This window comes from Acidovorax sp. 100, assembly GCF_003688355.1.
GTDB classification, from domain to species: domain Bacteria; phylum Pseudomonadota; class Gammaproteobacteria; order Burkholderiales; family Burkholderiaceae_C; genus Acidovorax; species Acidovorax delafieldii.
This window is the reverse complement of record NZ_REFD01000001.1, coordinates 2,327,381-2,341,736: the sequence shown is the minus strand read 5'-3', so window position 1 is coordinate 2,341,736 and position 14,356 is coordinate 2,327,381. Positions and strand designations below refer to the sequence as shown.

At 65.6% G+C, this 14,356-nt stretch carries 11 protein-coding genes; 8 read left to right on the top strand and 3 right to left on the bottom strand.

The window, feature by feature from the left end:
• Positions 1-2 precede the first annotated feature (2 nt).
• Positions 3-467 carry a hypothetical protein gene (locus C8C96_RS10860; protein ID WP_147455662.1) on the bottom strand — a complete coding sequence of 155 codons (465 nt, stop codon included), beginning with the start codon at positions 465-467 and terminating at the stop codon, positions 3-5.
• Between the two features lie 198 nt (positions 468-665).
• On the opposite strand from C8C96_RS10860, the gene C8C96_RS10855 reads away from it, so the two are divergent.
• From C8C96_RS10855 to C8C96_RS10820, 8 genes are all read left to right on the top strand, one after another.
• Positions 666-1,493, top strand: a complete 828-nt coding sequence (locus tag C8C96_RS10855; protein WP_056067065.1) for a proteasome-type protease — start codon at positions 666-668, stop codon at positions 1,491-1,493.
• 81 nt (positions 1,494-1,574) lie between these two features.
• Positions 1,575-2,396: an alpha/beta fold hydrolase gene (locus tag C8C96_RS10850; protein ID WP_121943973.1), complete on the top strand. Its 822-nt coding sequence runs from the start codon at positions 1,575-1,577 to the stop codon at positions 2,394-2,396.
• Positions 2,397-2,570: 174 nt separating this feature from the next.
• On the top strand, positions 2,571-3,392 hold the full coding sequence (locus C8C96_RS10845; protein WP_056067063.1) for a carotenoid biosynthesis protein: 822 nt from the start codon (positions 2,571-2,573) through the stop codon (positions 3,390-3,392).
• Entirely contained in the window at positions 3,389-4,912 is a 1,524-nt protein-coding gene (locus C8C96_RS10840) for an oxygenase MpaB family protein (protein ID WP_121942318.1), read from the top strand. The genes C8C96_RS10845 and C8C96_RS10840 overlap by 4 nt, the downstream gene beginning before the upstream one ends.
• 116 nt (positions 4,913-5,028) lie before the next feature.
• Positions 5,029-6,711: a diguanylate cyclase domain-containing protein gene (locus C8C96_RS10835; protein WP_370107353.1), complete on the top strand. Its 1,683-nt coding sequence runs from the start codon at positions 5,029-5,031 to the stop codon at positions 6,709-6,711.
• A gap of 5 nt (positions 6,712-6,716) precedes the next feature.
• A complete protein-coding gene (locus tag C8C96_RS10830) occupies positions 6,717-8,507 on the top strand; it encodes a diguanylate cyclase (protein ID WP_121942316.1) in 1,791 nt (596 codons plus the stop codon).
• The gene (locus tag C8C96_RS10825; RefSeq protein WP_121942315.1) at positions 8,504-10,300 is read left to right on the top strand and encodes a diguanylate cyclase; all 1,797 of its coding nucleotides are present in this window, start codon (positions 8,504-8,506) and stop codon (positions 10,298-10,300) included. The genes C8C96_RS10830 and C8C96_RS10825 overlap by 4 nt, the downstream gene beginning before the upstream one ends.
• Positions 10,301-10,430: 130 nt before the next feature.
• Positions 10,431-11,918, top strand: a complete 1,488-nt coding sequence (locus C8C96_RS10820) for an FAD-binding oxidoreductase (protein WP_121942314.1) — start codon at positions 10,431-10,433, stop codon at positions 11,916-11,918.
• Positions 11,919-11,962: 44 nt separating this feature from the next.
• Here the strand turns inward: C8C96_RS10820 and C8C96_RS10815 are convergent, their stop codons facing one another.
• A complete protein-coding gene (locus C8C96_RS10815; protein ID WP_056067042.1) occupies positions 11,963-13,288 on the bottom strand; it encodes a diguanylate cyclase domain-containing protein in 1,326 nt (441 codons plus the stop codon).
• Positions 13,289-13,457: 169 nt separating this feature from the next.
• Complete coding sequence (locus C8C96_RS10810; protein ID WP_121942313.1) at positions 13,458-14,351, bottom strand: MipA/OmpV family protein; 894 nt, start codon at positions 14,349-14,351, stop codon at positions 13,458-13,460.
• Positions 14,352-14,356: the final 5 nt, after the last annotated feature.

Here is a 14,356-nt window from a genome sequence, read left to right as displayed (position 1 = left end):
CGTTATTGCTTGACCACGGACACCAGTGTGTCTGCCACCATCTTGCCCGTCTTCATATCCATCCAGGGGTTCTGCACCGTGACGTGGTGGGTGCAGCCAGTGCTCATTTTTTTCTTCAGCACGGCGTTGAACTCCTCCTTGCAGCCGGCCGCGAATGCGGCCGATTCCTTGGTCGCGTCGCCCATGGGCTTCATGCCCGGCTGCTGCTGGTAGAAGGCGGCCACTTTCTGCAGGCTGTCGTTCGTGCGGTAGGCCACGCCTTCCACCCCCAACTGGCTGCGCAGGAATTCGCTCACGGCGGCATCCTGCTTAGCCCCCGGATAGGCCGCAATGCCGCCGCCCGCCGCCTGCGCGGCCGCCAGGCCCGGCGATAGCGCGACCAGGACGGTCAGCGCCATTGCAACGCAGGGCTTCCTCAGCACACGGGATGGCAAGGTTTTCGGGGCTTTAGTCATGTTCGGGTTCACATTCTTCTCCTGTGGTGGCTGCAGTGGCTCGGGTGATCCGCCCGATGTCAGGCAGATTATTGGCAGGAGCATGCATCCCGAAAAGCACTCTGCGGCACGCGGCGTGATCTTTTGGGCATATCCGGCGCCCCCGTGGCTGCGCCAGCCCGGCGCAGCGGCACACTACACTCGCAGGTTTTCTCTCTTGCTGCACTTCCCATGACGTACTGCGTCGCCATCAAACTCAACGCCGGGCTGGTTTTCCTGTCCGATTCCCGCACCAATGCCGGCCTGGACCAGATCAGCTCATTTCGCAAGATGATGGTCTATGAGAAGGCGGGTGACCGCTTCATGGTGCTGCTGTCGGCGGGCAACCTGTCCATCTCGCAATCGGTGCGAGAGATCTTGCAGACCGAACAGATCAAGGACGGCGAGTCGGGCGAAGCCATCACCATCTGGAATGCCAAAAGCATGTTCGACGCCGCCCGCGTGCTGGGCGCCGCCGTGCGCCACGTGCACGAGCGCGACGGCGCGGCGCTCAAGCGCTCGGGCGTGGACTTCAATGTGTCCATGGTGTTTGGCGGCCAGATCAAGGGCGAGGGCATGCGCCTGTTCCAGGTGTACTCGGCAGGCAACTTCATCGAGGCCACATCCGAAACACCATACTTCCAGGTTGGCGAATCCAAATACGGCAAACCCGTGCTCGACCGCGTGCTCACGCCCGAGACCCCACTGGACGAGGCTGCCAAGTGCGCGCTGGTGTCGATGGACAGCACGCTCAAGTCCAACCTGTCGGTGGGCCTGCCGCTGGACCTGGTGGTGTACGAGGTGGACCGCTTTGCCACCGACAAGGTCATCTGCATCGACGAGAACAACCCGTACTTTCGGATGCTGCACGACAGCTGGGGACAAAAGCTGCGCCAGGTGTTCGACAGCATCGAAGACCCCGCCTGGACCGGCGGCGCTACCGAGGTGCCGATCATGGTCAGCCCGGCGCGCAGCAAGCCACTCAAGAAGATCACCAACCATACCGACCGGCTGATCTGACGCCCTGCAGGCCAGCGCACTCCACGGCACCTGGCCGCGTGCGCGCCTGCACCCCGGCCCTGCCACCCCGCCATGCCCTCCATGCTCCCCATCGTTTTCTCGCACGCCAACAGCTTTCCGGCCAGCACCTACCGCGTGCTGTTCAAGCACCTCAAGACCCGGGGTTTTGAAGTCAGCGCGGTCGAACGCTATGGCCACGACCCGCAGTACCCGGTGACCAGCAACTGGCCACACCTGGTGCAGCAGCTGGCCGACTTTGCAACGGTGCAGGTGCAGCGCCTGGGGCTGCCGGTGTTTCTGGTGGGTCATTCGCTGGGCGGCTTTTTGAGCGTGATGGCCGCCGCCCGCCACCCCGAACTGGTGCGCGGCGTACTGCTGATCGACTCGCCCCTCATTGGCGGCTGGAAGGCCAACGTGGTCAGCGTGGCCAAGCGCACCCAGGTGGTGGGTTCGATATCGCCGGGCCGGGTGAGCCGCCAGCGGCGGTTCAGCTGGGCCAGCAACGAAGAGGCGCTGGAGCACTTTCGCAAGAAGAAGGCTTTTGCACGCTGGCACCCCGATGTGTTGCACGATTACATCACCCACGGCCTGCAAGACCAGGACGGCAAGCGGGTGCTGGGCTTTGACCGCGCGGTGGAAACCGCCATCTACAACACCCTGCCACACAACCTGGGCCGCCTGCTGAGCAAGCACCCGCTGCAGTGCCCGGCCGCCTTCATCGGCGGGCGCGATTCCGAAGAGATGAAACAGGTCGGCATGGCCATGACGCTGCGTGTCACCGAGGGCCGCACCATGATGCTGGACGGCAGCCACCTGTTTCCCATGGAGCAGCCCGTGGCCACTGCAGCAGCCATTGAAGCAGCACTGCTCAACCTGGCCATGCTCACGCCCCGCCAGACTTAAGTCGTACTGGCAGATCCCCGCGCAGGGTCGCCTGCGTTCCGCCTTACCACCAAATTCGGATCGCAGGGCGCGAAAAAACGCGCCACACCGCCCCCGGATCAGGGCAAACAGGGGACACACACGCCGCGCCAATCCCCTACACTGGCGAAATTGTTACAGCGTGATACACCCGACATGTCTGCACAGCCCCCGACGGCCGGGCGCCTACCCGCGCTCAGCTTTGCCTTGCTGGCCGCCTTTGTCATCGCAACAGCGGTGCGCACCCACAATGACACCACCATCGCCATCGTCATCGCCTCGGTGCTGATGTTTGCCTGCTGCTGGACCAGTGCAGCGCATCTGCTGGGCACCCGCGCTGCCCTGCAGTTTGTGTTGATCGCGGTCAGCCTGGGCTGGTTTGCCGAACAGATGGGCTCCAGCCGGGGCTGGTTCTTCGGGCACTACACCTACACCGATGTGCTGGGCCCCCGTCTGCTGGACGTGCCACTGGTCATTCCGATGATGTGGTTTGCACTGACGTATGCGGGCTATGTGATCAGCAACCTCATCGTCTGGCAATCGGCGGTGGACGGGGCTCCCGGCCTGGGCAATGCCGCCATGCTGTCATTTCTGGCTGCCATGATCGTGACCGCGTTCGACCTGGGCGCAGACCCCTACTTTGTGTACACCCTCAAGGCGTGGATCATGGCCAAGACCGATGGGGCCTGGTTTGGCGAAACCGTGCAGGGCTTCTTCGGCTGGGTGTTCGTGGCCTTTGTGATCATCTTCAGCTTTCGCATGTCGGCGCGCCAGCTCCCCTTGCAACCCGCCAGCCCCTTCCTGCGGCGCCACGCCATGGTGCCGCTGACCATCTACGCGGCTGGCATGGTGTTCCAGATGATTCTCGGCAGCCCGGTGGAAATCCGGACCATTGCAGCCTTTGCCATGGGGATTCCGCTGCTCTGCGCGCTGGCGGGCTTCCAACGCTGGCGCGCACCGGGTAAGGTCGCGGCATGACCAGCAAGCCCCACAACCCTCTGCTGCCAGCTGCCGATCTGGCACCCATGCAGCACCACGCCGACCCCTTGGCTGATGCAACGATTGCCAGGATCCTTGGGCCCTGGCCCCCCGGCGACGTCGCCGCCGACGCTCCGCAATGGGCGCACATCAACACGGTGAACCTGCTGTTCAGCCAGTGGACCGACAACGCCACGCTGGCCACCTGGCAGGCAACCGAAGGCCCGGTGCAGGTGGGGGATGGTGACAAGGCCGCCAAAGGCTATGTGACCGCCGAGATGGCCAAGGCGCTCAACGACTATGTGCAGGCGGCGCAGGTGCTGCCGCCCTGGGCCGATGCCCGCAAGATCGAGCGTGCCGAAAAACTCTTCATGGACCACGGTGCGCTGTCTTGCATCCTGCTGTTCTGTGCCAGCCTGCCCGAGTGTTATGTGGTCCCGGACCTGTCGAGCGTGTTGCACACGACCGGCCAGCTGGAACAGAACACCGAATACCGCATCCGTTCCACAGCGGCCATGATCTTCCCGGTGATGCTGCACGGAGGCCTCAGCCCACGGGGTGCCGGTGTGGCACAGGTGCTCAAGGTGCGATTGATCCACGCCACGGTGCGCAATCTCATCTTGCACGGCTGCCCCGAACATGCCATCGCGCAATGGAAGGCCGGCGGAGACGGCTTGGTCGTGCCACGCGCAGCCCCCGCTGGTGGCGGCCGGTCCGTGATGTACCAGACCCTGTATGCACGTGGCTGGAACCTGGCCGCCAAAGGTCTGCCCTGCAACCAGGAGGAGCTGGCCTATACGCTGCTGACCTTCGGCTACGTGTTCCTGCGCAGCATGCGTCGGCTGGGTCTCGGTCTGCCGCCCGGCGACGAAGAAGCCTACCTCCACGCCTGGAATGTGGTGGGTCACGTTCTTGGCATCGACCGCTCCCTGATGGTGGAAACGATGGCGCAGGGCGATGCACTGATGGCACTGATGCAGGCCCGTGGCCGCGCAGAGCCGGTCACGCCCGACCCGCGCCCGGCCCTGGGGCAGGCCCTGATGCAGACCATGGCCAACGCGCTGCCGTGGCGCATCGTCAAGCCCTTCCCGCAGCTCATGACCCGTTACCTGTGCGGGCGAGAAACCGCCGAGGACCTGGGGTTGAACCAGCCCGTGCCGTGGCTGTCGGCCTTGCTGTTCTGGTGCGTTCTGCTGCTGGCCCGCGCCATCGATGCGGTGGTGGGTTTGCTGCTGCCGCGTTTTTCGATCGTGCGCATGCTCACGCGGGCGCTGGGCTACCACTTCATGAGCCGGGTGCTGATGAGCCAGACGCGCCCGCTGCAACTGCCCACCGAACTGCTTAACCAGGTGGACACCGTGGTGCACAGCTGGAGCGACGACCCCCACGCCCCCGGCTGGCTCAACCGCATCGAGGATAGGCTGACCACCTCTGGCAGCTGGAGCCGGGGCCTGGCTGGCAAGGCAAAGCCCGCGCAGGCGGGCCAGACAGGCCAGGCACAGCAAGCCACATCGCCGTAGCCACCACGCCAATGCAGCCGCTGCCGCGCAACCTCCCGATGCTGGCCCGCTTGCGGTGCATGTGTTGCGGCGTGGCAACGTGGGTGCTGTGTCTGCTGGTACTCCTGGCTGCAACCTTGCCCCGGAGCGCACAGGCGGGCGAACCCTTGGTGCTCACACAGGACAGACCGCAGGTGGATGCCTGGGAGGCCGTCACCCTCAAAGCCGACCCCACCTACGAGCTCTCGGTACAGGACATGCTGGACCGCCTGGACGAGTTCAAGGCTCCAGCACGGAGCAACAACTCGCTGGGCGTACACAAGGCGGCCATGTGGCTGCATATCCCCCTGGTTGCGCCCGAGGCGCTGCGCACCCCGTGGGTGGTCAACATTGGCTACAGCTCGCTCAGGGCCGATTTGTACCTGGCCCGGGGTGGCAAGCTGCTTCAGCAGGCCCGAGCACGCCAGTCCGATCCAGCGCAGCTGGCTGGCCGCACGCCTGCGATGGCCTTCGACCTGCAGCCGGGGCAACGTTACGACCTGCTGATACGGGTCCAGGCCACCGGCCCGCTGATTCTGCCCATCACGGTCAGCGAAATGCCCATTCACCTGCGCCAGGCCCTGCGCGAGCAGATGCTGCAGGGCCTGCTCAACGGGCTGGCCTTCTGCCTCTTCGCGTACAGCCTGATCCAGTGGGTCACTCAGCGTGATCGCATGTTCGGCTTTTATGCGTTGGTGGTGCTGGGCAGTGCGGGCTTTTCGCTGCAGTTCTTTGGCGTCGGCCCGCAGTATCTGTGGCCCGATAACCCGTGGATGGACCGGTATTCGGGTCCGGCAGCAGGACTGATGGCGCTGGCGGGATCGTTTCTGTTCCTGGGCCACACGCTGGCCGGCGACACTCCGGGCAGCCGGTATGCGCGCACCATGCGGGTGGGTGCGGCCGTCACCGCAGCGGTCTGTATCGCGTTGGTGGTGGGCTGGTTGACCGTGCCCCTTGCCATTGCCTTCATGAGTCTGGCGGGCGCCCTTCCCTCGCTCATCAGCCTGCCTGCTGCCATGGCGCGAGTGCGGCACAAGGACCCTATTGGCGCCACCCTGCTGGTGGCGTGGATCGCCTTTGGCGTGGCCGCCGGAACGATGGTGTGCCTGGTGCAAGGCTGGATTCCTGCCAATTTCTGGACACTCCACTCGTTCCAGATTGGCGCCACGCTGGACATGCTGCTGTTCTTCCGCGTGATGGGCTTGCGCGCCCGCGCGGCCCAGGCCCAGGCCCAGGAGGCCATGCGCGAGCGGGATCTGATGCAGTCACTGGCCAACACCGATCCGCTCACCGGCCTGAGCAACCGGCGCGGCCTCCAGCACGCATTGCATGCCGCGCTGGCCCACTGTTCCCCGCAGCGGCTGGTCGCGGTCTATCTGATGGACCTGGATGGATTCAAGCCCGTCAATGACGCGCACGGCCACGATGTGGGCGACGACCTGCTGGTGGCCGTGGGCCACCGCCTCTTGGCCAATGTGCGGCACCAGACCGACCTGGTCGCTCGGCTCGGCGGTGACGAATTCATCATCATGGCCCGCGACCTGGCCACGCCCGAGCAGGCGGAGGACCTGGGCCGCTCGCTGCTGCGGGCCTTTGAGCACCCTTTTACGCTGAGCCATCTGCGCATCCAGGTGGGCCTGACCATCGGGTACGCGCTGGCCCCCCTCGACAGTGACGACCCGCAGGGCTTGCTGCGGCATGCAGACACGGCGATGTACGCGGGCAAACAAGGCGGCAAGCACTCGGTGCGGCGCATCCCCGCCACGGCTGCACTGGCATGACAACGATGCAACGCAACGCCCTGCTCCCCAGTCGGCCGACACCCTGGCACCCCCTGCTGTGGCTGCTGGTACTGGCACTGTGGCAGGTGCTGGCCCTGCCCACTGCGCGGGCCGCTGAACCCGGCCCGCTCGTTCTGCCAGCCGATGCCCGCCCGGTGAACGTGTGGTCGGTGGCCACGTTGCTGGCCGACCCATCTTTGCAATGGGGCGTGCAAGACGCACTGGAACGCTTGCCTGACTTTGCAGAGCCCCCCAGCCGTGGCGGCAGCCTGGGTGTGCGCAAGGAGGCCATCTGGCTGCGCGTGCCGCTGATGTCGCGCGTGGCGTCGGGCAATGAATGGATCGTGAACATCGATTTTGCGGTGCTCAACGAAGTCGACATCTACCTGACCCAGCAAGGCCGTCTGACTCAACACGCCGCGCTGGGCAACCTGCGCCCCTATTCCGAGCGCCCGCTGCGGGGCCGTACTCCGGCGATGACGCTGGACCTGGCGGCCGACACTCCCTATGAACTGCTGATCCGCGTGCAGACCTCGGGCGCGATGATCGTGCCCATCACCCTGAGCAAGGCGCCCTACCTGGTGCACCGGTCACTGCGTGAGCAGATGTTCCAGGGCGTGCTGGCCGGGCTGGCCCTGTGCCTGGTGGTCTACAGCTTCACCCAGTGGGTCAGCCAGCGCGAAAAGCTGTTTCTCTACTACTGCATGCTGGTGGTGGGCAGTGCCGGGTTCTCGCTGCAGTTCTTCGGCGTTGGCACCCAGTTCCTCTGGAGCGACCGGCTCTGGATCGAAGTTCACGCAGCAGGGGCGGCGGGGCTGCTGGCCATTGCGGGCTCGTTCCTGTTCATGGGCCATGCGCTGATGGGCCACATGCCACACAGCCGGTTCCTGAGGGTGATGCAGGCGGGAGCAGTGCTGAGCCTGGTGCTGCTCGCGGCCTTCCTGGTCGATCTGATCAACACCCGGACCACCACCGCCATCATCAGCGTCCTGGGCCCCCTACCCTCTCTCATCAGCCTGCCCATCGCCGTGGCACGGGCGCGCAAGGGAGATTCGGTCAGCGCCACGCTGCTGGCTGCCTGGGTTGCGTACTTCACGGCAGCTGTGGCCATGGTGTGCCTGGTGCAAGGCCTGCTGCCGGTCAACTTCTGGACGCTGCACTCCTTCCAGCTCGGCGCTGCAGCCGACATGCTGCTGTTCCTGCGGGTGCTGGGTCAACGCTCAGCCGCCTTGCGCCACGCGGCCTCTGAAGCGCTGCGCGAGCGCGACACCATGCGCTCGCTGGCCTACACCGACTCACTGACCGGGCTGTGCAACCGCCGCGGCATGCAAATGGCGCTGCAATCGGCGCTGGCGCAGGCCAGCCCCCAACGCCTGGTAGCGCTCTACCTGATGGACCTGGACGGTTTCAAGCCAGTCAACGACACCTACGGCCACGATGTGGGCGACGACCTGCTGGTGGCGGTAGGCCACCGGCTGGAGGCCAATGTGCGACAGCACACCGACCTGGTGGCAAGGCTGGGCGGGGATGAATTCATTGTCATGGCACGCGAACTGGCCACCCCCGAACAAGCCCAGGAACTGGGGCGGGCCTTGCTGCATGCATTTGAAAAGCCGTTCCGGCTGAGCCACCTGTCCATCCAGGTGGGCCTGACCATCGGCTACGCGCTGGCACCGCTGGACAGTGACGATGCACAGCACCTGGTCCGGCTCGCGGATGCAGCCATGTATGCAGGCAAGGAGAGTGGCAAACACTGCATCCGCCGCAACCCGGGCGAACTGGCGCTGGCCTCATGACGTACACGCGCTTGAGTGGGTTTGTGCATCGCCCGGTTCTTGCCAACTGGTGGCAAGTGGCCTGCCTGCTGTCGGCACTGTGTCTTCTGCTGGCAGCCCTACCGACCAGTGCGCGGGCAGCCCCTCTCGAACTGCGGGATGACCTGATTTCCATCGAGGCCTGGCCCGCCGTCACTGTGCTGCCAGACCCCTCCGGCACCCTGCTCGTGAATGATGTCCTTGCGGAGTTGTCACGCTTTCAGGCCCCACCCGGCACCAGCGGCACCCTGGGCGTGCGGGCCGAGCCGGTGTGGGTGCGCATCCCGGTCACCGTGCCCGTTTCATCCAGCGGCCTGTGGGTGCTGGACATCGACTACCCCGTGCTGCAACGCATCGAGGTGTACCTGGCTGCAGACGGCCATGTGACCCAGCAGGCCACGCTGGGCAGCCTGCAGCCTTACACCCAGCGCCCGCTGCGCAGCCGCACCCATGCACTGCCCCTGGCCATGTTGCCCGGACACACCTACGACCTGCTGCTGCGCGTGGAGACCCGGGGTGCAATGGTGCTGCCCATCACGCTGAACAAGCCCACCACCTGGCACAGCAAGGCTCTGAACGAGCAGATGCTGCAAGGCATTCTTACCGGACTGGCGCTGTGCCTGCTGATCTACAGCCTGGCGCAGTGGCTCAATCTGCGCGACGTGCTGTTCATACAGTACGCACTGCTCATTGCGGGGAGCCTGCTGTTTTCGCTGCACCTGTTCGGCCTGGGCACGCAGTACCTGTGGCGCGATATGCCGTGGGTGGAGTTGCATGCAGCCAGTCTGGCTGCGCTCACGGCCACCTGCGGCTCCTTTCTCTTCATCAGCCAGGCCTTGGCGGGTGACAGGCCCCGCAGCTGGCTGCTGCGCAGCATGCGTGGCGGCGCAGTGCTGTGCGTGGTGCTGGCTGCTCTGTATGCCCTCGACCTGCTCAGCACCCGCGCAGTGACAGGCATCGTCAGCATCCTGGGGCTGGTGCCAGCGCTCATGGGCATTCCGGGGGCGGTGCGCCGCGCAAGGCTGGGCGACCCGGTGGGATCCACCCTGCTGCTCGCCTGGCTGTTGTATTTTTTGGCCACCGCCACGGTCATTGGCGTGATCCAGGGTTGGGTGCCGGTGAACTTCTGGACCTTGCACTCGTTCCAGTTTGGCGCCACGCTGGACATGCTGCTGTTCATGCGTGTGCTGGGCTTGCGCACCAAGGCGCTGCGGCTGGAGGCGCTGGACGCCAACCGCGAGCGCGACGTGATGCGCTCACTCGCCCACACCGATCCGCTCACCGGCCTGCCCAACCGGCGCGGGCTCAATATCTCGCTCGCATCGGCCCTGTCGCGCTGTAGCGCAGAAAAAATGCTGGCTGTGTACGTGATGGACCTCGACGGATTCAAGCCCGTCAACGATCAGCATGGCCACGACGTGGGCGACGAGCTGCTCGTGGCCGTGACCCGGCGCCTGCAAGGCCATGTGCGCCAAAGTGACCTGGTGGCTCGCCTGGGTGGCGACGAGTTCGTGGTGATGGCTGGACAGCTGCACAGCCTGCAGCAGGCGCAAGAGCTGGGCCACAAGCTGCTGGATGCATTCCGCTCACCGTTTTCGCTGAACAACGTGCAGGTGGAGATCGGTCTGACCATTGGGTATGCCATCGCGCCGCACGACAGCACCGACGCCATTGGACTGCTCAAGCTGGCCGATGCCGCCATGTACAGCGGCAAACAGGGCGGCAAGTTCTGCCTGCGGCGCAATACGGGCGACCTCGCGCTGTCCTCGTCCTGAGATCGTTTTCACGATCCAGAGGTGGCTGCCCAGCAGCGGGCTGAAAGACACGCCTGCCATTTCCCTCTGGTCAAAGCGCTCCTGCTCCGGTACACCCGGGGCTTCGCAACTTCCTGAAGGATCGCTCGCCATGGCCCATCGCAAAAGTTCGGCCCGCCTTGCCAAAGACGCACGCGTCGCGCACTTTTTATCTTTGGCGGCAAAACAGCCGGCGTTGAGCGCTGCGCAGGCCAGCACGCCGGTGCTCACATGGGAGGCGGTGGCCGCTCTGGAGGCGCGCATCGTAGGACGCATCGTGCTGCCCTCCAGCCCCGACTACAACGCAGCGCGGCAGGAGTCAAACCCCGCCTTCCAGTCGTATCCGGAGATCATCGTCTTTTGCGCCTGCGAAAACGATGTGCTGGAGTGCCTGGCCGTGGCCCGCACCTACGGCGTGTGGGTGGCCGTGCGTTGTGGGGGCCACAGCACCGCGGGTTACTCGGTCAACAGCGGCATGGTGGTGGACCTGAGCGACTTGCAGGGCGTGGTGCTGGACCCTGCGCGCGAACGCGTGCACGTGCTGCCGGGCACCGACTTTGACCACTTTAACGGTGCCATGAACCACACGGGCTGGCATGTGCCCACGGGCGCCTGTGGCAGTGTGTGCGTGGGGGGCTTTGTGCAAGGTGGCGGCTACGGCTACACATCGCGCGCGTTCGGCATCCAGAGTGACCTGGTCGATTCCTTCCGTGTGGCGCTGGCCGACGGCACCATCGTCACCGCCAGCGCGCAGGAGCATTCCGACCTTTACTGGGCCCTGCGCGGCGGCACGGGCGGCAACTTTGGCGTGGTGCTGCAGGTGACCTACCGCATGCAGCGGCTGGACCAGGTCTGGGCCTGGGCCATCAGCTGGGACGCCATGCACGCGGCCCAGGTGCTCACACTGATGCAGGCCGGCTACATGAAGACCGGCGCGCCCGACGCATTGGGCTACATGATGAACCTGGGCTTCCAGAACGGTGTGCCGGTGTACATGGTGCAGGGCATGTTCTGCGGCAGCCGCGAGGACGGGCTGGCAGCCATTGCACCGCTGATGGCCATCCCCAGCGCGCAGCTGCTGGTGGACAAGACCGGCACCTACCCCGACATGAACGTGTGGCTGGAAGACCACCCCTACACGCTGCCCGACAACCTGCCGGACGGGATCGCCGAAACCAAGGCCAGCGGATACATCAATACCCGGCTCTCGCCCGCCGACTGGCAGCGCATCATCGACTACTTCAAGACGTCGCCCAACCCCTGGTCGCTGGCCTATCTGGAGCCCTATGGCGGCGCCATCAACCGCTACCCGGTGGCCGACAGCGCCTTTGTGCATCGCAATGTCGACGCCGACCTGGTGGTGGATGTATTCTGGCGCAACCCGGCGGAGCGCGCCCAGATGGAAGCCTGGCTCGACGGCTTCATGCAGCTCGTGCGGCCCTTCCTGAACGGCCACGTGTACCAGAACTACCCGGATGCGCGGCTGGCCGACTTTGCCTCCGCCTACTGGGGCCCGGCCTACCCGCAGCTTCAGCGGGCCAAGGCGGCCTACGACCCCGGCAACTTCTTCCACTTCCAGCAAAGCATCCGACTGCCGTGATACCTCGCCCCTGCTCTGCGGGGGCGCAGAGGGAGGAAAAGGGCTCAGGCCGTCAACGCGTAATGCAGACGGCCCTTACCCGCCCGTTTGGCAGCGTACATGGCCTGGTCGGCACGGTTCATCAGCGCGTCGATGTCTCCCTCCAGCGGAGGGTACACCGCCACACCAATGCTGGCGCCAATGCGCAGCTCGCGCCCGTCCACCGTCATGCCCTGCTGCAGGGCGTCGATGATGCGGTGGCCGATGGTGTCGGTCACTTCGCGGGTCACCTCGTGGTCCAGCATCACCAGAAACTCATCACCGCCCAGCCGCGCCATGGTGTCGCCCGCGCGCACCGTGCTGGCGATGCGCTGGGCCACGATGCGCAGCACCTCGTCACCCGCGCGGTGGCCTTCGGCGTCATTCACGTGCTTGAAACCGTCCAGGTCAATGAACAACAGCGCCACCGACCCCTCGGTGTGCCGCGCATGCAGCAGCGACTGCTCCAGCCGCCCCTGAAACGCGGCCCGGTTGAGCAGCCCGGTCAGTGAGTCGTGGTTGGCCAGGTAGTGCTGCTGCCGCGCGATCTGGATCTTGGCGGAAACATCCTGAACCAGCGCCATGATGGAGGTCACCTGGCCGTCGGCGTCGGTCAGGGCAGAGTTGAACCACTCGCAGTGCACCTCTGTGCCATCGCTGCGCACAAAACAGGTTTCGGCTCGGTTCTGGGACTCCTGGCCGGACTGCAGCCGCTGCAGCGCCTGCTGCAGGCTGTCGTCCATCGAGGCAGGTGCCAGCAGGTCCGTCAGCAGCCGCCCTTCCAGTCCCGCCACATGCAGCCATCCCAGCAGCTGCACCGCGCGCTGCGAGCAATGCAGCAGCTGCAGCTGGTGGTCCATCTCCACCACGGCCAGGGGGCTGTTCTCCATGTGGGAGGACAGGCGCTGGTTGGCCGCGCGCAGCGCATTCATGGTGACCTGCAGCTCGTGCACGTCCAGCGCCGTGGTGATGAAACCGTCAATCGCGCCTTGCGGGTTGTGCCAGGGCGTCAGGCAGATGGTGCGCCACTCGTCAAAGCCGTAGGGCGTACGCAGCATGCGCTGGTACTGCACCCGCTCGCCGCTGAGCACGCGGTTCACAAACGGCATGAACCGGGCGCAGTCCTGCTCGCCATAAACCTCCACCAGTGTCTTGCCGACCAGCTCCTCCGGCACGGTGCCGAACCAGCGCGCGTATTCGTCGTTCACATAGATCATCGACAGGCTGCGGTCGATCACAGCCATGGTGGCGCCTGCGCTGCGGGTGATCACATCAAGCAGGTCCGCCTTGGACCACACCTTTTGGCGGGCGGTCTCCGGGTGCGTGGACAACTCGGGCGCTTCTGGCGTCATGCGGCAATACCCCAGTGGGGGAGAGGATCAGCGAAGGGGCAGCTTCACACACCACGACAGGGTGATGGCACGGGGTGCGGCCGCCTGGGCGTAACTGTCTGTGAGCGGCAGCTTAGCACTTTCGCCAGGCACAACCGCTCCCGTTGAACCCTTGCCACAGCGGATGCGCCTAGCGGCAGCACCGGTAGGCCAGCCCCACGGAGACCGAATAGCCCACAGGCTGCACGGTCAAGGGGCTGCGGCGCGCATCGCCCTGCAGCTGCGACACGCGGGCCGCGCCCAGCACCACCCAGTGCCGGTTGAGAGCCGTCATCACCTCCACCCCGGCATCTACGCTGTACAGCCCGCCGCGTGGCTCGAACGCAGGCAAGGGGCTGCTGCCACCGGCCGGCACCCCAAAATGCCCCCGCACGTAGGTGCGGTCCCCAAAGCTCGCGCCCGCCCCGAAGCTGACCTTGGTCTGCTCCGTCACGGGCCAGGTGTAGCCAATGCTGGTAGACCATTGCGCGCCACCGTCGCGGCCCAGGATGTCTTGCGAAACCCCGGCCCCCACGGCCCAACGGTCGGTGATGGCATAGCCCGCGCTGATCCGTGCCCGCAGGGTGGACCGCACTGACGGCAACCCCACCAGGATGGGGGCATCCGAGCCGTCACGGCCCTTGTCAATGCGCAAGGCTGCACTCAGGCTGAAGCGGTCGCTTTGCGCCAGCGTGGCGCTGGCGCCGGACTCGCGGGGCCCCAGGCCGTGGCCCATGAAGGCGCTGCCGCGCGAAGTGCTCAGGCGAAACCGGCCGTACTCGATGGCCCAGGCGGGCCGCAGGCTGTTCTTGCGGCCATCGCCCCCGGCGTAGTCGGGGCTGCTGCCCACGATGGCACCAATCGCGTAGTTGAATTTGGGAGCCGCAGCCTGCTGGCTCTCTGCCTTGTCGGACACCGTGGTTTCGGTGCTGGCCGCCTCTGGCAAGCCCTGGGCGCCCACCCAGGGGCTGACCGACAAGCCGGCGAGCGCCAGCGCCCGCAAGGAAATCAAGGGAAAGGAAACCCGACCGGTAGTGAAACGCATGGCCT